We start from the raw sequence: 20,374 nt of genomic DNA, 5'->3' as shown, positions 1-20,374 counted from the left end.
CCCGTAAACGGGGGAGGGGGCAGTTAGCGATGCTATCCAAGACAGTAAAGCATTGTTGGGTTTGCAAGCTCCGTCGTAAGCGGAGAGCAGAACGGAGCCGCTTCTGATGAGCCCCCTAAGTTAGGGGGCGGCGAGTGCCGCAGGCACGAGCGGGGGTCTGGGAGCCATGGCCCGGGGCCCACTGTTTGCGCAGCAAACCGTGGGGCTTTTCAAAAGCGCCGTTGGCGCATTTGAAAAGCGGCAAAAGCGGCGGAGCCGGCCGGTAAGCCGGGTTCTGTCGTGGACAGTCATTCCTCTAGGCGCAACGTCACCGCTGCGCTCAAGCAACCTACCCGGAGACACTGCGGGCCGCAGCATAGCCTCCCTATTTGGTCTTGCTCCCGGTGGGGTTTGCCGTGCCGGTCTGTTGCCAGACTCGCGGTGCGCTCTTACCGCACCATTTCACCCTTGCCACGCATCCTGCCACCCCTCTGCCGTCTCCGCGAGCCACTTGGCCGGCTTTGCCGTCAAGTACAGCCGCTTCGTCATGAAGGCAGCAAAGGGGTGACAGGACCGTTCGGCGGTATCTTTCTGTTGCACTTTCCGTCGGCTCGCGCCGCCCAGGCGTTACCTGGCACCGTGCCCTGTGGAGCCCGGACTTTCCTCGGCACCCCATGCAGGCATGGGATGACGCGACTGTCTGGCCGACTCCGCCGCGCGCATTGTCGCACGGCAGGCCAGCAGGCGCTCACCAGTGGCTGATGAAATGGCCGGAAAAGCGATCGCCGCTGCGGCGGTGAATGAAGGTCAGGCCGGTAATCGCACCGCTGCCGTCGCCAGTGGCCTGAACCTGATAGAGATCGCGGTGTGAAGAAGGCGGCCACAGCGACACGTAATCATCACCTTCAATCTCCCAACGTCCGGGTTGAACCTCGTCGCCGACGCGGTATTCGGTACTGCCGTCAGCGTGGAAGCGCTGCTCCGCGCCATCGTCATAACGCAGGATGCGATCACTGATCGCCGCGCGCATTTCCCTTGCATCCAGAATAGTCGTACTCATGCAGCCTCCTGATACGGTGATCGTCGTTGCCATCTTTGCGGCTTCGACTTCAAGCATCATAGGCACCGCGCCAGCTCCATAGCTAATGCCCGGCGCCGGTAGCGACGTGCCAGCCCGCGATGGCAGCACGCATCGGCTCATTCACCGACGCCGCCATATAACGCCTTGCGCGGTGCGCCGCTCAGTTCAGCGGCCAGTTTGGCGGCGGTCGATGGCGGCAGGTGTTCGGCCAGTTTGGCGTACAGCCGGCGGCCCTCGATGATCTTGCCGTCGGCATCGTCGCCGGCGCCTTCGACCATCAAGACGAACTCGCCCTTGCGCTGGTTGCCGTCGTCGCTGACCTGCCGCAACAGCTCGCCAAGCGTGCCGTCGAGCACAGTCTCGAACAGTTTGGTCAACTCGCGTGCCAGCACCGCCGGGCGTTGTTCGCCGAATGCGCTGACCATATCCTGCAGCGACTCGACGATGCGATGCGCCGACTCGTAGAAAATCAAGGTACGCGGCTCCAGCGCCAGTTTGGCCAGGCGTTCGCGGCGACCGCTGGCCTTGGCCGGCATGAAGCCCTCGAAAACGAAGCGATCACTGGGCAGGCCGGCCACGCTGAGGGCGGCAATCGCCGCGCACGCGCCCGGTACCGGCGAGACCTTGATGCCGGCCGCGCGTGCTGCACGGACCAGCCGGAAACCAGGATCGCTGACCAGTGGCGTGCCGGCATCGGAGACCAGGGCAATCGAGTCACCTCCGCGCATCCGTTCGACCAGCAGTGCGGCCTGGTCGTCCTCATTGTGCTGGTGCAGCGCCAGCAGCGGCCGCTCGATACCGAAATGGGCCAGCAACTGGCGGGTATGGCGGGTGTCCTCGGCGCAGACCAGCGCGACCTCGCGCAGGGTCTCCAGCGCGCGCGGCGACAGGTCGCCGAGGTTGCCGATCGGAGTGGCGACGATGAACAGGGTGGCAGCGGACATTGGGTGGCTTTCCTTCGGCAGGGGTAGAATCGTAGCGGTTCCCCTGTCTGGCCGCTGATGAGCTTATGGAAATGCGATTTGCACGGATCTTGACCCTGGCACTGGCGACCGCGCTGGCTGGCGCCGGCTGCGTGAGCACTCCGACCGTCGAGAAGACACCGAAGAGCCACGCGTTTTCGGCTGACTTCGAGTCGGCGCGCACGCTGGCCGCGCAAGGCGCGCAGCTGAGCGGCGCGGCGCGCACCGCCAATGACGCCCAGATCGAAGCACTGCTGTCGGGCATGGACAACGCCAGCCTGAGCAGTGGCGCCGCCGCGCTGCCGGCCGGTGACCCACTCTACAACTATGCCGGCCGCGCACTGTTGCGCCGTGGCCTGCCGCTGCCTCGACCATTCGACAATGCCCAGGCCTGGACCAGCCAGACCGCCGCGCGTCCAGCTGCCGACAGCGACGGCTATCGGCCGCCGGTGAAGCTGGCGGTGCTGCTGCCGCTGACCGGTTCGCTGGCCAAAGCCGCTGCGCCGGTCCGCGACGGCTTGATGGCCGGTTACTACGGCGAGACCCGGCGCCGTCCACAAGTCCAGTTCTACGACACCAGCGGCAACGCCACCGGTGCCCTGTCGGCCTACCAGCGTGCAGTGGCCGAGGGTGCCGATTACGTGGTCGGCCCGCTTGGCCAGGACCAGGTCAGCGCGCTGTTCCAGCAGGCACAGCTGCCGGTGCCGCTGCTGGTCCTGAACCGTGGCAACAATCCGCCGCCGCCCGGCAGCGCCGGCTTTTCGCTGGCGCCGGAAGATGATGGCGTGGCCGCGGCCGAATACCTGCTGGCGCGCGAGCGCGGCAAGGCCCTGGTGATCCATGGCCTGGACGACAACGGTCGGCGTGCCGCCGGCAGTTTCGAAGAGCGCATGAAGCAGCGCGGCGGCAGCGTGGTCTCGACCATCAGTGTCGCCGATGAACCCGGCGACATCTCGGCGGCACTGACCAGTGCCGCGCAGGCCGGCGTCGATGCGGTATTCCTGTCGGTCAAGGGCTCGACCGCACGGGCGCTTACTCCGCAACTGGCATTCGCCGGACTCGGCGCCAAGACCCGGGTGGCGACCTCGCAGCTCAGCTCCGGCACCGGCAAGGCCGAAGACGACACCGCACTGGACGGGATCATCTTCCCGACCGAGACCTGGACCTCGCGCGGGGTGGCTGGACTGCCCGCCGCCAGCGTCGCCGCCGAACAACTGCCGACCGCACGCGGCCCGGCCGCACGCCTGTTTGCGTTCGGCCACGATGCCTGGTTGCTGACCGGCTACATGGACAAGCTGGTGACGGCGGCCAACACCCGCCTGCCCGGCGCCACCGGTACCCTGCAACTGGACGGATTCGGCAACGTGGTGCGCAGCCCGTCGTGGTCGACCTTCATGGGCGGCTATACCACCCCGGTTGCGAATGACGGTTGATGCGGTTCAACGGCGTGACCGCGGTGAGGCCGCCGAGCGTGCGGCCTGCGAGCATCTGCAGCGCGCCGGCCTGACCCTGCTGGCACGCAATGCGCGCTTTCGTGGCGGCGAGCTGGATCTGGTGATGCGTGACGGCGCCAGCGTGGTGTTCGTGGAAGTGCGCTATCGGCAGTCGCCGGCCTTTGGCGGCGGCGCCGCTTCGGTAGATGCGCGCAAGCAACGAAAGTTGCTGCTGGCCGCGCAGATGTTTCTCGGCAACACCCCGGCACTGGCCCAGCAACCGTGTCGCTTTGACGTGATCGAAGCCAGCGGTCCGGCCGATGACCCTGCCCTGCGCTGGATCAAGGACGCGTTTCGCGCCGACGGCAGCTGAGCGGCACTTGCGGCGGCCTACAATGGAATGATGAACAGCCAGCTCCCTGCCCCCCTCCAACAGCAGATGGCCGAACTACTCGGTGATGGCTGGCTGAGCGACGACGCCGCGCGCCGCCAGTACGGCCAGGACAATTCACGCCGGTACGCGCTGGCCGATGCGGTGGCGCTGCCGCGCAACATCGAACAGGTCCAGGCCATCGTCCGCGCCTGTCGCCAGCATCGTGTGGCGATTGTCGCCCGCGGCAGCGGCACCAGCAGCACCGGCGCGGCGATTCCCTACCAGGGCGGCATCGTGCTGTCGTTCGAACGGATGACCCGCATCGTGGCACTGGCAGCGGCCGATCGCTACGCCATCGTCGAGGCCGGGCTCATCAACGCGCAGTTGCAGCAGGCCGCCGGCGAGCATGGCTTGTTCTGGGCACCGGACCCGGCCAGCGCCGACGTCTCCACCATCGGCGGCAACCTGGCCTGCAACGCAGGCGGACCACGTGCGGTCAAATACGGCACCAGCCGCGACAACGTGCTGGGGCTGACCGCGGTGACCGGCAGCGGCGAGGTCATCCGCTGCGGCAGCCTGACCAGCAAGGACGCCACCGGTTATGACCTGACCCATCTGCTGGTCGGCAGTGAAGGCACCCTGGCGCTGATCGTCGAGGCCACCCTGAAGCTGCTGCCAGTCGCGCCCCATCGCGCCAGCCTGCGCGCGCTGTTCGTCGACGTCGGCAGCGCTGCCGCCGCGGTCGCTCGGCTGATGGCGCAGCCGGTGCCGCCGTCGATGCTGGAATTCATGGACCGTGCCTGCATCCGCCTGGCCCGCGAAGTCGGTGGTGCCGATATCGCCGATGCCGGTGCGCTGTTGATGGTCGAAGTCGATGGCGATCAGGCGACCCTGGCGCACAGTCTGCAGGCAGTCAGCCAGGCAGTGCGCGGCGATGGCCTGCTGTCGCTTGAGACCGCGCCCGACGAGGCCAGCCGCGAGCAGCTGTGGGCCGCGCGCCGGCAACTATCGCCGGCGCTGCGCACGATTGCCAACGGCAAGATCAATGAAGACGTGGTGGTGCCGGTATCGCGGATCCCGGCGCTGGTGGCCGGGGTCGAAGCACTGGCGGCGGAGTTCGACCTGCCCATCGTCGCCTTCGGCCATGCAGGCAACGGCAACCTGCACGTCAACATCCTGTTCGACCCCGAAGACGCCGCGCAGACCGCACGCGCGCAGGCGGCGTTGCCAAGACTGTTCGCGCTGACATTGTCGCTGCATGGCACGCTGTCGGGCGAACACGGCATCGGCGTGGCCAAGCGCGAGTTCATGGCCGACGCCTTCAGCGCCGCCACCCTCGACAGCATGCGCGCCATCAAACAGGCGCTCGATCCGGACGGCATTCTCAATCCAGGGAAGGTATTGCCAGCATGAAGACTTTGCGTCCTCTATTGACCGAAATCCGCGCTTGCCGGATCTGCGCTGCACATCTGCCGCTCGGCCCACGCCCGGTATTGCAGGCCTCCAGCACTGCCCGGCTGATGATCGCCGGACAGGCACCGGGTGCACGTGTACACGCCTCCGGCGTCCCGTTCGATGATGCCAGTGGCAAACGATTGCGCGAGTGGCTGGGTATCGAAGCGGACACGTTCTATGATCAGCGCGCGGTCGCGATCGTGCCGATGGGTTTCTGCTATCCCGGCAAACTGGGTTCAGGTGACGCGCCACCGCGCAGCGAGTGCCGCGAAAATTGGCATCCGCGTCTGCTGCCCCTGCTGCCCAAGGTCGGCCTGACCTTGCTGATCGGCCAGTACGCGCAGGCGTATCACCTCGGCGACCGACGCAAAGCCAGCCTGACCGACACGGTCGCCGCCTGGCGTGAATACGCGCCGACTCATTTGCCGCTACCGCACCCGAGCCCGCGCAATGTGCGCTGGTTCAAGAGCAATCCGTGGTTCGCCGATGACGTGCTGCCGTGGCTGCGCAAGCGGGTCGCCGGACTGCTGCAGGCGCATTAGCGCTGGCGGCTTCAAACATCAGGTAGAGCGCAGCTTGCTGCGCTGCTTTCCACGCAACGTCTGCAATATGTCCCGCGCCGATTAGTTCAGCGCAGCAAGCTGCGCTCTACGGCTGGGATCGTGCACCCGTCGCAATGTGTAGAGCGGAGCTTGCTCCGCTGCCTCAAATGCAACGTCTGTAATATGTCCTGGGTCGGGCAATTCAGCGCAGCAAGCTGCGCTCTACGGGTGGGATCGTGCGCCCTCCGCAATGCGTAGAGCGGAGCTTGCTCCGCTGCTTTCCACGCAACGTCTGCAATATGTCCCGCGTCGGGTAGTTCAGCGCAGCAAGCTGCGCTCTACGTCTGGGACCACGCGCCCGCCGCAATGCGTAGAACGGAGCTTGCTCCGCTGCCTTCCACGCAACGTCTGCAACATGTCCTGCGTCGGGTAATTCAGCGCAGCAAGCTGCGCTCTACCGGTGGGACCGTGCGCCCTCCGCAATCTGTAGAGCGGAGCTTGCTCCGCTGCGTTCCATGCAACGTCTGCAATATGTCCTGCGCCGGGTAGTTCAGCGCAGCAAGCTGCGCCCTACGGCTGGGACCGCGCGCCCTCCGCAATCTGTAGAGCGGAGCTTGCTCCGCTGCTTTCCACGCAACGTCTGCAATATGTCCCGCGTCGGGTAGTTCAGCGCAGCAAGCTGCGCTCTACGTCTGGGACCACGCGCCCGCCGCAATGCGTAGCACGGAGCTTGCTCCGCTGCCTTCCACGCAACGTCTGCAACATGTCCTGCGTCGGGTAATTCAGCGCAGCAAGCTGCGCTCTACCGGTGGGACCGTGCGCCCTCCGCAATCTGTAGAGCGGAGCTTGCTCCGCTGCGTTCCATGCAACGTCTGCAATATGTCCTGCGCCGGGTAGTTCAGCGCAGCAAGCTGCGCTCTACGGGTAGGATCGTGCGCCCTCCGCAATCCGTAGAGCGGAGCTCGCTCCGCTGCTTTCCATGCAACGTCTGCAATATGTCTTGGGTTGGGTAGTTCAGTGCTGCAAGCTGCGCTCTACGGCTGGACCACGCGCCCGCCGCAATGCGTAGAGCGGAGCTTACTCCGCTGCTTTGCATGCAACGTCTGCAATATGTCCCGCGTCGGGTAGTTCAGCGCAGCAAGCTGCGCCCTACGGCTGGGACCGCGCGCCCTCCGCAATCTGTAGAGCGGAGCTTGCTCCGCTGCGTTCCACGCAGCGTCTGCAATATGTCTTGGGTCGGGTAGTTCAGCGCAGCAAGCTGCGCTCTACGTTTGGGATCGTGCGCCCGCCGCAATGCGTAGAGCGGAGCTTGCTCCGCTGCTTTCCACGCAACGTCTGCGATATGTCCCGCGCCGGGTAGTTCAGCGCAGCAAGCTGCGCTCTACGGCTGGACCACGCGCCCGCCGCAATGCGTAGAGCGGAGCTTGCTCCGCTGCCTTCCACGCAGCGTCTGCGATATGTCCCGCATCGGGTAATTCAGCACAGCAAGCTGCGCTCTACGGGTGAGGTATCAGCTTATCTGCACGAGAAATGCTGATAGCCCGGCTCTGATGGCTGCCATTCGTGGCCATCTGCGGCCAGTGCAACCACCCGCTCTCCATTGACGATTCCGCCGATACGCTGCAGCGGGGTCAACGTTGCCAGTGCGATGCCTTCGATGGCCTGGCGAGCGCTGACCGGGGCACTGAACAACAGTTCGTAATCATCGCCGCCGGTGGCCTGCAACTGCTGCCTGCGCTCGGGATCAACCGCCCGCAGCAAGGCATCCGATGCCGGCAACGCCGCCAGTTGCACCCGCGCGCCGACGTCGCTGGCAGTGCAGATGTGCTGCAGATCGGCGAGCAGGCCATCGGACACGTCGATGGCCGCATGGGCGACACCGCGCAATGCCCGGCCCAGTGGCACGCGTGGCGTCGGTCGGTTCAGGCGCTGGCGCAGTGCTTCGTCGCCGTCCTGCAGATGGCCATCTTCGTCCAGCATCAGCGCCAATGCCGCGGCGGCATCGCCGAGGCTGCCGCTGACCCAGATGTCGTCACCGAGCCGGGCGCCATCGCGACGCAGGGCCTCTCCGCTTGCCACCAGACCATGTACGGTGACGCAGACCGACAATGGCCCGCGGGTGGTATCGCCGCCGACCAGCGCGATCTGGTGTTGCCTGGCCAGGGCCGTGAACCCGTGCAGGAAGCCATCCAGCCAATCGCCATCGGCCTCGGGCAGCGACAACGACAGCGTGCACCACGCCGGCTCGGCGCCCATCGCGGCCAGGTCGGAGAGATTGACCGCCAGCGCTTTCCAGCCAATGTCGGCGGCCGTGGTGTTGCGCGGGAAATGCACGCCGATGTTCAGCGTGTCCATCGCCACGACCAGTTGCCGGTTGGCCGGCAGCTGCAGCAATGCGGCATCGTCACCGATGCCCAGCACCACGTCATCGCGCGCCACGATGTGGCGGCGGATCTGTTGGATCAGATCGAATTCACCGGTGTTCATGCGGCCGGCGGCAACGGCAGGTCGCCGCGCTCAGCGCGCGCGACTGTTGAGTTCGGCCGGCCGCCATTCCACCGCCGCCTTGTCGAGCACGCCGTTGACATAGGTATGGCCGTGTTCGGACCCAAACCGCTTGGCGGTTTCGATGGCTTCGTTGAGCACCACCCGGTACGGCACGTCGATGCGATGCAGCAGTTCGTAGGCGGCGATGCGCAGCACCGCACGCTCGATGGGATCGACCTCGTCGACGCTGCGGTCCAGGTAAGGCAGCAGCGCTTCGTCCAGGCTCGGCGCGTGCTTGATCACGCCGCGCACCAGATCCTCGAAGTATTCGAGGTCGGCGATTTCATGCGCCTGCTCGTGCGCGAACTGGGCGATGATCTGTCCGGCGTCGCCACCGGACAGCTGCCAGGCGTAGACCGCCTGCAGTGCACGCCGGCGCGCACGCGCGCGGGTTACCGGGTCAACGCCGTCTTTGCGCGGGGGGTGATGCGGTCGGTTCACGGTTGCACCTGCTTGCTGTGGTTCATGACAACTGCTCCAGCAGTTGCGCCATTTCGATCGCCGCCAATGCGACTTCCTCGCCCTTGTTGCCGTGGCTGCCACCGGCACGGGCGTCGGCATCCTCGACCCGTTCCACCGCCAGCACGCCGTTCAGCACCGGCACGCCGAAATCCAGCTGCACCCGCATCAGGCCTTCGGCACAGCCATCGGCGACGTGTTCGTAGTGGCGGGTATCGCCACGGATCACGCAACCCAGCGCCATCACCGCGACATGGCCGCCAGCAGCGGCGACACGGGCAGCAGCCAACGGAATTTCCCAGGCGCCGGGCACGCGGATGACGTCGATGGCGTCTTCGGCCACGCCATTGGCGGCCAACGCCTGCCGCGCACCGGCTACCAGGGTATCGGTGATGCGCAGGTTCCAGCGGCTGGCAATGATCGCGAAACGCCCGCTTTCCGGAGCTCGCAGATCGCCTTCGTAATGGGACATGGGTGGTGGACTCCTCGAGGCCGTGCAGTTTAACAGTCAGCGCAGCTGGCGGCGCCGGGCATCAGGGCTGGACGTATTCGACCACGTCCAGGCCGAAGCCGGCCAGGCCGACCTGACGCCGTGCCGGGCCCAGCACCCGCAACTTGCCCAGTCCCAGATCCGCCAGGATCTGCGCGCCGGCGCCATTGCGCCGCCACTGGCCGACATCCTTGCTGTTGCCGCTGGCCTCGGGCTGCTTGCGCAGCCGTGCCAGCAGCGCCGCGGTGTCGCGCGGTGCCGACAGCACCACCATCACCCCCTGCCCCTGCGCGGCAATCGCACGCAGCGCATCGGTGCCGGCGACGCCGAAATCCTCGCGCCGCCAATGCAGCAGATCGGCCAACGGGTTTTCGACCTGCACCCGCACCAGGGTCGGCGTCTGTGCCTGCGGCTGGCCGCGGACCAGGGCGAAATGCAGGTCGTGGGCGATGCGGTCGCGATAGGTCACCAGCTGGAACGGACCGAATTCGGTTTCGATATCGCGCTCGTCGATGCGCTCGACGGTGTGTTCGGTGGCCAGCCGATAGGCGATCAGATCGGCAATCGAGCCCATCTTCAGACCATGTTCGCGGGCGAACACTTCCAGTTGCGGCCGGCGCGCCATGCTGCCATCGGGGTTGAGCACCTCGACCAGCACCCCCGCCGGCTCCAGTCCGGCCAGCATCGGCAGGTCGCTGGCGGCCTCGGTATGGCCGGCGCGGGTCAGCACGCCACCGGGCTGGGCAATCAGCGGAAAGATGTGGCCGGGCTGGCTGAGATCGCTGGCGCTGGCATCGGGCCGCACCGCGGTGCGCACGGTATGGGCACGGTCATAGGCGGAGATGCCGGTGGTGACGCCCTCGGCGGCTTCGATGCTGACGGTGAAATTGGTGTGGAACTGGGCGGTATTGGTCTGCACCATCGGCGCCAGGCCCAGTTGCTGGCAGCGTTCGCGGGTCAGCGACAGGCAGACCAGGCCGCGGGCGTGGGTGACCATGAAGTTGATGTCCGACGGCTTGACCAGTTCGGCGGCCATGATCAGGTCGCCTTCGTTCTCGCGGTCCTCATCATCGACGATGACCACCATCCGGCCCTGGCGGATTTCTTCCAGCAGTTCGGGAATCGGAGCGAAGTTCATGCGCCTGCTCCCTGGCCACGTTCGCCGAGCAAACGTTCGACGTAGCGGGCGACCAGATCAATTTCCAGATTGACCGCATCGCCAACCCGGGTCTGCGCAAATGCGGTGTGGCTGACGGTGTGTGGAATCAAGGCCACTTCGAAGCCCCGCTCATCGACCGCGTTGACGGTCAGGCTGACCCCATCCACGCAGATCGAACCCTTTTTGGCGATATAGCGCAGCAACGCAGCCGGCGCACTGAAACGCCAGCGCTGTGCGCGCGCATCTTCTTCAATGCCGGCGACCTGGCCCAGGCCATCGACGTGGCCGCTGACCAGATGTCCGCCCAGCCGATCGGTCGGTCGCATTGCCCGCTCCAGGTTGACCAGCGCCGCAGGCTGCAGGCGTCCCAGGGTGGTCAGTGACAGGGTTTCGGTGGAGGCGTCGACCGCAAAGCTGCTGGCGTCGAATTCGACCACGGTCAGGCAGACGCCATTGACCGCAATGCTTTCGCCCAGTTGCACGTTGTCGAACGGCAGGCTGCCGACGTTGATCACGAAGCGGGCATCGCCGCCGCGGGTTTCTGCGTGGGCCAGGCTGCCGACGCCTTCGATGATGCCGGTGAACATGTCAGCACCCTCCCCGGGCAAACACGCGATGGCCGCTGGCTCGAGGGCAGTTGCCTCGACCAGGAGATACGACGGTAAGCGCGACGGGCGCTGAAGTGGCTGATTGATTGGACATGAAACGTTTCCCGCAAGAGTGAGCGAAAAACGCCTCAAGGCATGAGGCAGACGCACCGGCGCGGTAACGCGCAGGCGGCGATTCTGTCTTCTTTCATCCGGACTATGGGCTCTGCTGCAGGCAGCAAAGCCGGACCGTCGGCTCCGGCATCGGACCGGATCTGCTGACCTTCCGGGAAGATTCCCGAAAGCGCTCGCGGGCTTGTAACTGGCAACGTTTGCTGCCGGAAACCTACCGCCGGTGGGGAATTCCACCCCGCCCTGAAGACGTTACGTGATGCCGGCGAACCGGCGCGCGCATTCTAGCACCGGGCGCTGTCCCGGGCCCGCAACGGAGTGTTCAGCCGCTGGCTGGCGGTGCATCGTTCGATGCTCCGGCTTCTTCCGCGGCGTCGGATTGCTCCGGTTTGCGCCGCAGGTGCAGTACCAGCGGCCAGCGCATGGTCCGCACGCGCTGCGGGTCGCCCCAGGCGGCGGCCAGTTCCGGGCCGTGGATTTCGACCGGGTCGCGGCCGGTGGCGGCCAGGAAGCAGGCCGAGGCCGACAGGCTGGCGAAGTATTCGACCAGCTGCGGCAGGTTCCATTCGGCCGACATCCACATCGCCGGCACCGGCAGTGGTTCGAACGGCCACGCATATCCGACATAGCCGACATCGACGTCGTTGCGCTGTGGCGGCCAGTACGGGTCGATGTCATCGCGCACCGCCTCGGCGACATCGGCCAGGTCATCGGAAAACACAATGTCCTGGTAGGTCCAGGCGGCGAGGATGCCTCCCGGCTGCAGCACCCGTTCGCACTCGGCAAAAAACCGCGGCCGGTTGAACCAGTGCAGGGCCTGGGCCACCGCAATCAGGCCGACGCTGTTGTCGGCCAGCGACGGTGTTTCGGCCTGCTCGACCGCGACGCTGACGTTGGCGCGCGGGGCCAGCACCGCCGCATGACGCTCGATCAACGCCGCGCTGGGATCGGTGGCATAGACGTGGGCGAAGCGCTCGGCCAGCCCGAGCGTGGCCTGGCCACTGCCGCAGCCTGGCTCCCAGACCCTTGCGCTGGCCGGAACCACCCGTGATATCGCCTCATACATCACCTCCGGATACGTCGGGCGCGAGGCTGCATAGGCCTTGGCCAACGCCGAAAAATGATCGTGGAACGACATCAGGGACTCCGCTGTGCGACTAGCTTGAATGAGAAGGGCGTAACAATATCCGTTGATCGGTTCCAATGACACGTGAATCGACGATCCGGAAATGCCTGCGCTGCATCATCTGCTGGATATCCAGGCCGGAGAACAACGGTCGGGCGCTGTCGCCGAGCAGTACCGGCGCCACATACAGCAGGATTTCGTCGGCCAGGCCGGCCTCGACAAACGCACCGGCCAGGGTCGAACCGGCCTCGACCTGGACTTCGTTGACACCGCGCGCGGCCAACAAGCGCAGCACGGCCAGGAGATCGAAGCGGCCACCCTCGGCGGCGGCCACCGCTGTCTGCGCCTGCATCTGCCGTGGTGGTTTGGCATCGGCGACGTGCACGTACAAGGTCGGCGCATCGCCCTCTCGGACCTTGCCGCGGGCGACCGTCGCCAGGCCGGCATCCAGCACCACCCGCAGCGGCGGCACGAACGCAGTGTCGTCGCCCAGCCGCACCGTCAATGACGGGTCATCGGCCAATACCGTGCCGGCGCCGGTCAGGATGGCGCCAGCGCGGGCCCGCCAGTGCTGCACGTCCAGCCGCGAGGCTTCGCCACTGATCCATTTGGAATCGCCATTGGCCATCGCGGTCCGCCCGTCCAGGCTGCAGGCCAGCTTGACCCGCAGCCACGGCCGGCCACGTTCGATCCGCGACAGGAAGCCATGGTTGAGCTGGCGCGCCTGCGCTTCCATCAAGCCGACCCGGACCCGGATGCCGGCCGCGCGCAATTTGTCGAAGCCTTTGCCGGCGACCTCCGCGAACGGGTCCTGCATCGCCGCGACGACCTCGCTGACGCCTGCGGCAATCAGCGCGTCGGCACAGGGGCCGGTGCGGCCGGTATGCGCGCACGGCTCCAGCGTCACGTAGGCGGTAGCGCCGAAGGCACGGCCACCGGCCGCACGCAGCGCGTGCACCTCGGCATGCGCCTCGCCGGCCCGCTGGTGGAAGCCTTCGCCGACGATCTGCCCGTCATGGCTGAGCACGCAGCCGACCATCGGATTCGGCTTGCAGGTGTAGGCGCCGCGCTCGGCCAGCCGCAGCGCGCGCGCCATCATTTGGTGATCCCACGCGGAGAATTCGCTCATGCGGCCATGATCGCCTGCTTCTGCCCGTTAGCCAAGCCAGCGCGGCGGGGCGGCAAAGGCCGGCGACGATCGCGTTGCCCGGAGCGGATGATGCACACGACATTGCAGCGCATGCAGCGCAGCAGGAACCTCTACGGCTGCGGGGGTGCCGCCGGCGGCTGGATGCTCATCACCGTCACCTGCAACGATGCCAACGCAATGTGGTCGTGCACCTGCCAGCCCAGACGTTGATAGAACGCCACCGCATCCGTGCAGTACAGATACAGGCGTGGCACCTGCAGCCGTCCGGCCAGGGCCACGCAGGCATGTACCAGTTGCTGGCCGATTCCCTGTCCGCGCGCCTCCGGCGTGACTACCAGGCTGGCCAGCCAGGGCGAGTACTGGCGGATGTCTTCGTGATCGTTCTGCAGCAGGCTGACCGAGCCCAGCCACCGTCCGTCCTGCAACGCCACCAGTGTGGTCGGGATCGCCTCCGCCTGGCGATGGGTGGCCAGTTCGGCGGCCGCGGCTTCGACGGTCCAGCCGGGCAACAGCGCACCGAATGCGTCAACGTGGGCCTGGGCCAGGCCAGCAATCAGGTCCGGCCGCTGACACAGATAATCCAGCCGCACCGGCATGGCTCGGCCTCAGCGCTTCTTGTTCTTGTCTATCGGCACCACTTCGCCACTGAGCAGCGACAGCTGTTCGCTGCTGGCGGGAATGTCGCGTTCGAGCTTCTCGATTTCCTCGCGGAAGTCGGCGACGTCCTCGAAACTGCGGTAGACCGAGGCAAAACGCACGTAGCCGACATGGTCGAGCTTGCGCAGTTCGGCCATCACGAATTCGCCCAGTCGGCGCGAAGCCAGCTCGCGCTCACCGCTCATCCGCATCTGCTGGATGACGGCGCGAACCGCTGCCTCGATCTGCTCTTCGGATACCGGCCGCTTCTGCAGTGCGCGATCAAACCCGGCCCGCAGCTTGCGTGCATCGAAGACATCACGACGGCCATCGCTCTTGATGATCGCCGGCAATTTCAGTTCCACCGTCTCCAGGGTCGAGAAACGGTCGCCGCATGCCTCGCACTCACGACGGCGACGGATGGTCGCGCCGTCTTCGGACACACGTGAATCAATTACCCGGGTGTCGCTGTGCTGGCAGAAGGGACAATGCATCAGTGGCCGGTTCGAGGAAGGTGAAGCAGGTACCGGAGCTTCGACGTCATCCGCCGGCGGCCCGGGCTGTGACCTGGTCCCCGGCTGCTCGCCGCCAGTCCGGTCATATCAACCATACACCGGATACTTGCGGCATTGCGCGGTGACCGCATCGCGGACCCGGGCAATCACCGCTTCGTCCTTGGGCGCATCCAGCACGTCGCACATCAGGTTGGCCAGCTCGATGCAGTCGGCTTCCTGGTAACCGCGGGTGGTCACCGCCGGGGTGCCGATGCGCAGGCCCGAGGTCACGAACGGCTTGCGCGGGTCGTTGGGCACCGAGTTCTTGTTGACGGTGATGTGGGCCTTGCCCAGCGCTTCCTCCGCGTCCTTGCCGCTGACGTCCTTGCCGATCATGTCGACCAGCATCAGGTGGTTTTCGGTGCCGCCGGACACAATCTTGTAGCCACGCTCGATGATGACCTTGGCCATCGCCTGCGCGTTCCTGACCACTTGCTGCTGGTAGGCGGTGAAGGCTGGCTCCAGCGCTTCCTTGAACGCCACCGCCTTGGCCGCGATGACGTGCATCAGCGGGCCGCCCTGGATGCCGGGGAACACGATCGACTGCAGCTTCTTCTCGATCTCTTCGCCTGCGCCCTTGGCGATGATGATGCCGCCACGCGGACCGCGCAGGGTCTTGTGGGTGGTCGAGGTGACCACGTGCGCGTGATCGACCGGGCTCGGATAGACACCGGCGGCGACCAGGCCGGCGACGTGCGCCATGTCGACGAACAGGTAGGCACCGACCTTGTCGGCGATGGCACGGAAGCGCGCCCAGTCAATCTTCTGCGAATAGGCGGAAAAACCGGCCACCACCATTTTCGGCTTGTGCTCCAGCGCCAGCTTCTCGACTTCGTCGTAATCAATCAGGCCCTGGTCGTTGACCCCGTACTGGACCGCGTTGAACAGCTTGCCGCTGACGTTGACCTTGGCGCCGTGGGTCAGGTGGCCACCGTGGGCCAGGCTCATGCCCAGGATGGTGTCGCCCGGATTCAGCAGCGCCAGATAGACGGCCTGGTTGGCCTGGCTGCCCGAGTGCGGCTGCACGTTGGCGTAGTCGACACCGAACAACTGCTTGAGGCGGTCGATCGCCAGCTGCTCGGCGATGTCGACGTATTCGCAACCGCCATAATAGCGCTTGTGCGGATAGCCCTCGGCGTACTTGTTGGTCAGCTGGGTACCCTGGGCTTCCATCACGCACGGGCTGGCATAGTTTTCGCTGGCGATCAGCTCGACATGATCCTCTTGGCGCTGGCACTCGGCGGCGATGGCGGCAGCCAGTTCGGGGTCATAGGCTTCGATACGGACGGCTCGCGGGAACATCGCTACTCCGGGGCTAGGGCGTGTGGGCTGCAAATTGTAACGGTTTGCCCGCTAGGTGGGCGATTCCGGCGCTTGGCCGGGTGCTTGCGCACGCCCCGCGCCAGCGGCGTTCAGCCGGGCCAGGTGCTGGCCAACCGCCGTCGACGCCGGTCCGGCGGACCACCCTGTCCGCCCGGCATCCGGGCTGCACGCGCCGCATCGGTCAAGCCCGTGCCCTCAATCCATGCCTGCGGCAGGTGGCAAGCCAGCGCGCGCGTGGCGAACCGGGCGCAACCCGCTCTAAACGGCGGGTGACCGTTGATTGGCGGCAGCCCTGCTGATCCGCGATAATCGGCGGCTACCCAACCTCTTCCGCGACCCTGCCCTTGGCAGGCCGTCGCCGTCCGCACGCGGAGTTCCAGCCCCATGTCGCAATACATCTACACCATGAATGGCGTCAGCAAGATCGTGCCGCCCAAGCGCCAGATCATCAAGGACATCTCGCTGTCGTTCTTCCCCGGCGCCAAGATTGGCCTGCTCGGCCTCAATGGCGCCGGCAAGTCGACCGTCCTGAAAATCATGGCCGGCGTGGACACCGATTTTTCCGGTGAAGCCCGCCCGCAGCCCGGCACCAAGGTCGGCTATCTGGCCCAGGAGCCGGAACTGAACCCGGAACACACCGTGCGCCAGGCGGTGGAAGAAGGCGTCGGTGAAGTGCTGCAGGCGCAGGCGGCACTGGACCGGGTCTACGAGGCCTATGCCGAAGAGGGCGCCGACTTCGACAAGCTGGCGGCCGAGCAGCAGCGGCTAGAGGCAATCCTGGCCGCCAATGACGCGCATATGGTCGAGCAGCAGCTGGAAGTAGCCGCCGACGCGCTGCGGTTGCCGCCGTGGGATGCCATCGTCGGCAAGCTTTCCGGTGGTGAGAAGCGCCGCGTGGCGCTGTGCCGCCTGCTGCTGCAGAAGCCGGACATGCTGCTGCTGGACGAACCGACCAACCACCTCGACGCCGAATCAGTGGAATGGCTGGAGCAGTTCCTGGCCCGCTACAGCGGCACCGTGGTCGCGGTCACCCATGATCGCTACTTCCTCGACAACGCCGCCGAATGGATCCTGGAACTGGACCGCGGTCGCGGCATTCCGTGGAAGGGCAACTACACCGACTGGCTGGTGCAGAAGGAAGAGCGCCTGAAGCAGGAAGACAACCAGGAAAAGGCCCGCCAGAAAGCCATCCAGAAAGAACTGGAATGGTCACGCCAGAATGCCAAGGGTGGCCGCAGCAAGGGCAAGGCCCGCCTTGCGCGCCTGGACGAGCTGCAGTCGGTGGACTACCAGCGCCGCAACGAAACCAATGAAATCTTCATCCCGCCGGGCGAGCGCCTGGGCAACTCGGTGATCGAGTTCAAGAACGTCAGCAAGACGTTCGGCGACCGCCTGCTGATCGACGACTTGAGCTTCCTGGTTCCGGCCGGCGCAATCGTCGGCATCATCGGCCCCAACGGCGCCGGCAAGTCGACCCTGTTCAAGATGATCACCGGTGCCGAAAAGCCGGACTCCGGCGAAATCAACATCGGCCCGACCGTCAAGCTGGCTTATGTCGACCAGAGCCGCGACAAGCTGGAAGGCAACCACAACGTGTTCCAGGAAGTCTCCGGCGGCCTCGACATCCTCAACATCAACGGCATCGAGATCCAGTCGCGTGCCTACATCGGCCGCTTCAACTTCAAGGGCACCGATCAGCAGAAGCTGGTCGGCTCGCTGTCCGGTGGTGAGCGTGGTCGCCTGCACATGGCCAAGACCCTGCTGCAGGGCGGCAACGTGCTGCTGCTCGACGAACCGTCCAACGATCTCGACATCGAGACCCTGCGTGCGTTGGAAGACGCGCTGCTGGAGTTCCCCGGCAACACCTTCGTCATCAGCCATGACCGCTGGTTCCTGGATCGCATCGCCACCCACATCCTGGCCTTCGAAGGCGACAGCCACGTCGAATTCTTCCAGGGCAATTACCGCGAATACGAAGAAGACAAGAAGCGCCGCAAGGGCGACGATGCCGGCCCGCATCGCCTGCGTTTCAAGGCACTGAAGTAACCTATCCGCCACAGCGGCGGCCAACCGCCGCTTGCATCAGCTATACGCGGTGGCGGTCAGCGCACTACATCGATGAAGCTGTTGATCGACAGCCGGCCCGCCAGCGGGTCGGCTGTCGGCACCTGGCGGTTGTCGATGCAGCCCGAATGCAGTGAATTGCGCCGGTACACCAGCATCCGGTTGAACACGCCATCGACCCGCGCGATCTGCTCGAACAGGGCGCTGTCACCGTTGATGTAGCCTTCGCCGGTGGCATCGGGCTGATGGCTCTGCTGCTCCAGGCACTGGAAGTACGGACGTCCGCGCGCTTCATCGATGTATTCGAAACCGGTCTGCCGATGCCGGTAGAACGCGGTACCGCCCCAGCCATCGAACAGATAATGGACGGTGGCCAGGCCGCTGCCGTCGGTCGAATCTATGTGCGGCACCTTCTGCAGGAACTTCAACTGCGACGGCGGCGTCGTCACCAGCGAGTAATGACACATCGGGAACTCGAAGCGTCCGGCCTCCAGCCCGAAATACGGCTGCAGCAATGGCTGCAGCAGGGTCTGCAGGAACTCCCGATAGGAAAACGGCGCCTGCGCGCGGACCCCGGGAAACATCGCCCCCTGCCTGCTGAAACCATGGTGCGAGGCCTTGCGTACCAGCCGCCCGGGGTCGGCGACCACGTTGTCGATGATCAGCAGCGGCGCGCGTTCGGCGCCCAACAGCTGGGCGCGGATCTGGATGTCGGGATGGGTGACCAGCATGGACGCGAACTACCTTGGAAATTAACGATGCCAATCAGGCAGGCGTTGCCTGCGGCGTGACCGGCGACAGCGTTGCCCAGACCCGCGGATCAGATCTGCAGTAACTGTCGATGAAGGCCTGCTGCGTCGGCATCTGCTGCACCGCCTGGCGCATCGGTTGCTGGATCGAGTGCAGCAGCCGCTGCATGTCCTGATCCGACAGAGCACGCGCCAACGGGTGATGCTGGCTGGGCATGATGCCCTGCCCCAGCATCACGTGGGTCCAGGAGTCTACCCGGAACAGTTCGTCCGCGCCCTGCCAGGCGTGCGCGCGCTCACGCCACGCGTCCAGGCGTATCTGCAGCGATGGCGGCAGCTGCATGTCGCGGCATTCACGCCACATCGGTTCGTCGCGCTGGTTGGCGTGGTAATGCAGGATGATGAAATCGCGTACGTGTTCCATCTCGGCGCGGCCAACCTCGTTGTAGACGCCGACCAGTGACTGCGGAATGCCATCTAACGGGAACAACTGCACCAGGCGCATCACCGCCGACATGCTGAGATGGATGCTGGTCGATTCCAGCGGCTCGATGAAACCACTGGCCAGACCCAGCGAGACCACATTCTTGTTCCAGGCCTTCAATCGACGGCCGCTGCGGAACGGTACCCGCCATGGTTCCCGGATCGGGCGCGCACCGACCGCGTCCAGCAGCTTCTGGGTCGCTTCGTCATCGGACATGTGACGGCTGGAATAAACCCAGCCGCAGCCGACCCGGTCCTGCAATGCGATGTGCCAGCGCCAGCCGGCTTCGTGGGCGATGGCGCGCGTGTACGGCACCGGCGGGCCGACCGACTCGGTCTGCACCGCGACCGCGCGGTCACTGGGCAGCCACTGATGCCAGTCCTCGTAACCGCTTTGCAGGGTCTGCTCGATCAGCAGGCCGCGGAAGCCGGTGCAGTCGATGAACAGATCTCCTTCCAGCACCTGGCCGTCTTCCAGCACCAGCGCCTGCACGAAACCATCCTGCGGATCCTGGCGGACTTCGCGGATTTTGCCCTCCACCCGCTTCAATCCATAACCTTCGGCGATGCCGCGCAGGAACCGCGCGTACAGGCCGGCATCGAAATGATAGGCGTAGTTGACCTGCGGCTGGCTGGACAGGGTGAACCGGTCCTCGCGCGAAGCCAGGGTTTCCAGGCAGAAATCGCCCAGTTCCGAGGCCATCCCGCGGCGCACGCTGTCGAGCCAGAAATGATGGAAGCCGCAGGCGCGCGTGCTTTGCCCGGTGATGCCGAACGGATGGATGTAGCGCTCGCCGGGGCGGCGCCAGTTCTCGAACGAAATCGACAGCTTGAAGGTGCCGGCGACCGCACGCAGGAACTCCTGCTCATCGATCTGCAGGAAGCGATGGAAGGTCCGGATCGGCGGCACCGTCGATTCACCGACGCCGACCGTGCCGATCTGCTCGGACTCGACCAGGGTGATCTCGAGCAGGTCACGGAACTGGTGCGACAACGCGGTGGCGGCCAGCCACCCGGCGGTACCGCCACCGGCAATCACTACTTTGCGTATCCGACCATTGGCCACGTCTGTGTTCCCCGTTCTGCGTGT

General features: G+C 65.7%; 18 protein-coding genes, 1 other RNA gene, 1 pseudogene and 1 riboswitch. Of the genes and pseudogenes, 5 read left to right on the top strand and 15 right to left on the bottom strand.

Going from position 1 to position 20,374, the window contains the following annotated elements:
• Positions 1-247 precede the first annotated feature (247 nt).
• The 3 genes from rnpB to rsmI form a co-directional block, all read right to left on the bottom strand.
• Positions 248-691: RNase P RNA component class A (gene rnpB / locus ABB29_RS09490), an RNA gene on the bottom strand.
• A 36-nt stretch (positions 692-727) separates the two neighbouring features.
• Positions 728-1,096 (bottom strand): hypothetical protein, encoded by a 369-nt coding sequence (locus ABB29_RS09485; protein ID WP_157062585.1) that lies wholly within the window; start codon positions 1,094-1,096, stop codon positions 728-730.
• Positions 1,097-1,176: 80 nt separating this feature from the next.
• Positions 1,177-2,004 carry a 16S rRNA (cytidine(1402)-2'-O)-methyltransferase gene (gene rsmI / locus ABB29_RS09480; RefSeq protein WP_057658442.1) on the bottom strand — a complete coding sequence of 276 codons (828 nt, stop codon included), beginning with the start codon at positions 2,002-2,004 and terminating at the stop codon, positions 1,177-1,179.
• A gap of 185 nt (positions 2,005-2,189) precedes the next feature.
• Between rsmI and ABB29_RS09475 the strand changes: the two are divergent.
• The 4 genes and pseudogenes from ABB29_RS09475 to ABB29_RS09460 all read left to right on the top strand — a co-directional run.
• Positions 2,190-3,455, top strand: a pseudogene (locus tag ABB29_RS09475) (penicillin-binding protein activator); the annotation flags it as partial.
• Positions 3,445-3,828, top strand: coding sequence for a YraN family protein (locus tag ABB29_RS09470; protein ID WP_057658438.1), 384 nt, complete (start codon positions 3,445-3,447; stop codon positions 3,826-3,828). The pseudogene ABB29_RS09475 and the gene ABB29_RS09470, both read left to right, overlap by 11 nt.
• A 30-nt stretch (positions 3,829-3,858) precedes the next feature.
• Positions 3,859-5,241, top strand: a complete 1,383-nt coding sequence (locus ABB29_RS09465) for an FAD-binding oxidoreductase (RefSeq protein WP_057658437.1) — start codon at positions 3,859-3,861, stop codon at positions 5,239-5,241.
• A complete protein-coding gene (locus tag ABB29_RS09460; RefSeq protein WP_057658434.1) occupies positions 5,238-5,825 on the top strand; it encodes a uracil-DNA glycosylase family protein in 588 nt (195 codons plus the stop codon). The genes ABB29_RS09465 and ABB29_RS09460 overlap by 4 nt, the downstream gene beginning before the upstream one ends.
• Before the next feature lie 1,515 nt (positions 5,826-7,340).
• On the opposite strand, the gene thiL is transcribed toward ABB29_RS09460, so the two are convergent.
• The 10 genes from thiL to glyA form a co-directional block, all read right to left on the bottom strand.
• Positions 7,341-8,312 (bottom strand): thiamine-phosphate kinase, encoded by a 972-nt coding sequence (thiL, locus tag ABB29_RS09455; protein WP_057658433.1) that lies wholly within the window; start codon positions 8,310-8,312, stop codon positions 7,341-7,343.
• A gap of 30 nt (positions 8,313-8,342) precedes the next feature.
• Positions 8,343-8,813, bottom strand: a complete 471-nt coding sequence (gene nusB, locus ABB29_RS09450) for a transcription antitermination factor NusB (RefSeq protein WP_057658431.1) — start codon at positions 8,811-8,813, stop codon at positions 8,343-8,345.
• A 22-nt stretch (positions 8,814-8,835) separates the two neighbouring features.
• Positions 8,836-9,303, bottom strand: coding sequence for a 6,7-dimethyl-8-ribityllumazine synthase (gene ribH, locus ABB29_RS09445; RefSeq protein ID WP_057658429.1), 468 nt, complete (start codon positions 9,301-9,303; stop codon positions 8,836-8,838).
• 61 nt (positions 9,304-9,364) lie between these two features.
• Positions 9,365-10,459, bottom strand: a complete 1,095-nt coding sequence (gene ribB / locus ABB29_RS09440) for a 3,4-dihydroxy-2-butanone-4-phosphate synthase (RefSeq protein ID WP_057658427.1) — start codon at positions 10,457-10,459, stop codon at positions 9,365-9,367.
• Positions 10,456-11,067, bottom strand: coding sequence for a riboflavin synthase (locus tag ABB29_RS09435; protein WP_057658425.1), 612 nt, complete (start codon positions 11,065-11,067; stop codon positions 10,456-10,458). The genes ribB and ABB29_RS09435 overlap by 4 nt, the downstream gene beginning before the upstream one ends.
• A 196-nt stretch (positions 11,068-11,263) precedes the next feature.
• Positions 11,264-11,454: riboswitch (FMN riboswitch) on the bottom strand.
• Between the two features lie 67 nt (positions 11,455-11,521).
• Positions 11,522-12,337 (bottom strand): class I SAM-dependent methyltransferase, encoded by an 816-nt coding sequence (locus ABB29_RS09430; protein WP_057658423.1) that lies wholly within the window; start codon positions 12,335-12,337, stop codon positions 11,522-11,524.
• A gap of 19 nt (positions 12,338-12,356) precedes the next feature.
• On the bottom strand, positions 12,357-13,454 hold the full coding sequence (ribD, locus tag ABB29_RS09425; RefSeq protein WP_057658422.1) for a bifunctional diaminohydroxyphosphoribosylaminopyrimidine deaminase/5-amino-6-(5-phosphoribosylamino)uracil reductase RibD: 1,098 nt from the start codon (positions 13,452-13,454) through the stop codon (positions 12,357-12,359).
• A gap of 131 nt (positions 13,455-13,585) precedes the next feature.
• Positions 13,586-14,071 (bottom strand): GNAT family N-acetyltransferase, encoded by a 486-nt coding sequence (locus tag ABB29_RS09420; protein ID WP_057658420.1) that lies wholly within the window; start codon positions 14,069-14,071, stop codon positions 13,586-13,588.
• Positions 14,072-14,080: 9 nt separating this feature from the next.
• Positions 14,081-14,605, bottom strand: coding sequence for a transcriptional regulator NrdR (gene nrdR / locus ABB29_RS09415; protein ID WP_057658418.1), 525 nt, complete (start codon positions 14,603-14,605; stop codon positions 14,081-14,083).
• 108 nt (positions 14,606-14,713) lie between these two features.
• Positions 14,714-15,967: a serine hydroxymethyltransferase gene (gene glyA, locus ABB29_RS09410; protein ID WP_057658416.1), complete on the bottom strand. Its 1,254-nt coding sequence runs from the start codon at positions 15,965-15,967 to the stop codon at positions 14,714-14,716.
• 405 nt (positions 15,968-16,372) lie between these two features.
• Here glyA and ettA point away from each other — a divergent pair, with 405 nt between their 5' ends.
• Positions 16,373-18,034, top strand: a complete 1,662-nt coding sequence (gene ettA, locus ABB29_RS09405) for an energy-dependent translational throttle protein EttA (protein ID WP_057658414.1) — start codon at positions 16,373-16,375, stop codon at positions 18,032-18,034.
• A 56-nt stretch (positions 18,035-18,090) separates the two neighbouring features.
• On the opposite strand, the gene ABB29_RS09400 is transcribed toward ettA, so the two are convergent.
• Together ABB29_RS09400 and ABB29_RS09395 are read right to left on the bottom strand one after the other, a co-directional pair.
• Positions 18,091-18,783 carry a DUF6445 family protein gene (locus tag ABB29_RS09400; RefSeq protein WP_057658412.1) on the bottom strand — a complete coding sequence of 231 codons (693 nt, stop codon included), beginning with the start codon at positions 18,781-18,783 and terminating at the stop codon, positions 18,091-18,093.
• Positions 18,784-18,817: 34 nt separating this feature from the next.
• Entirely contained in the window at positions 18,818-20,350 is a 1,533-nt protein-coding gene (locus ABB29_RS09395) for a tryptophan halogenase family protein (RefSeq protein WP_057658409.1), read from the bottom strand.
• Positions 20,351-20,374: the final 24 nt, after the last annotated feature.

It is taken from the genome of Pseudoxanthomonas dokdonensis, assembly GCF_001431405.1.
Taxonomy (GTDB): Bacteria; Pseudomonadota; Gammaproteobacteria; order Xanthomonadales; family Xanthomonadaceae; genus Pseudoxanthomonas_A; species Pseudoxanthomonas_A dokdonensis.
Note: the sequence above shows the minus strand (reverse complement) of the source record. Positions and strands in the feature narration are given on the sequence as shown.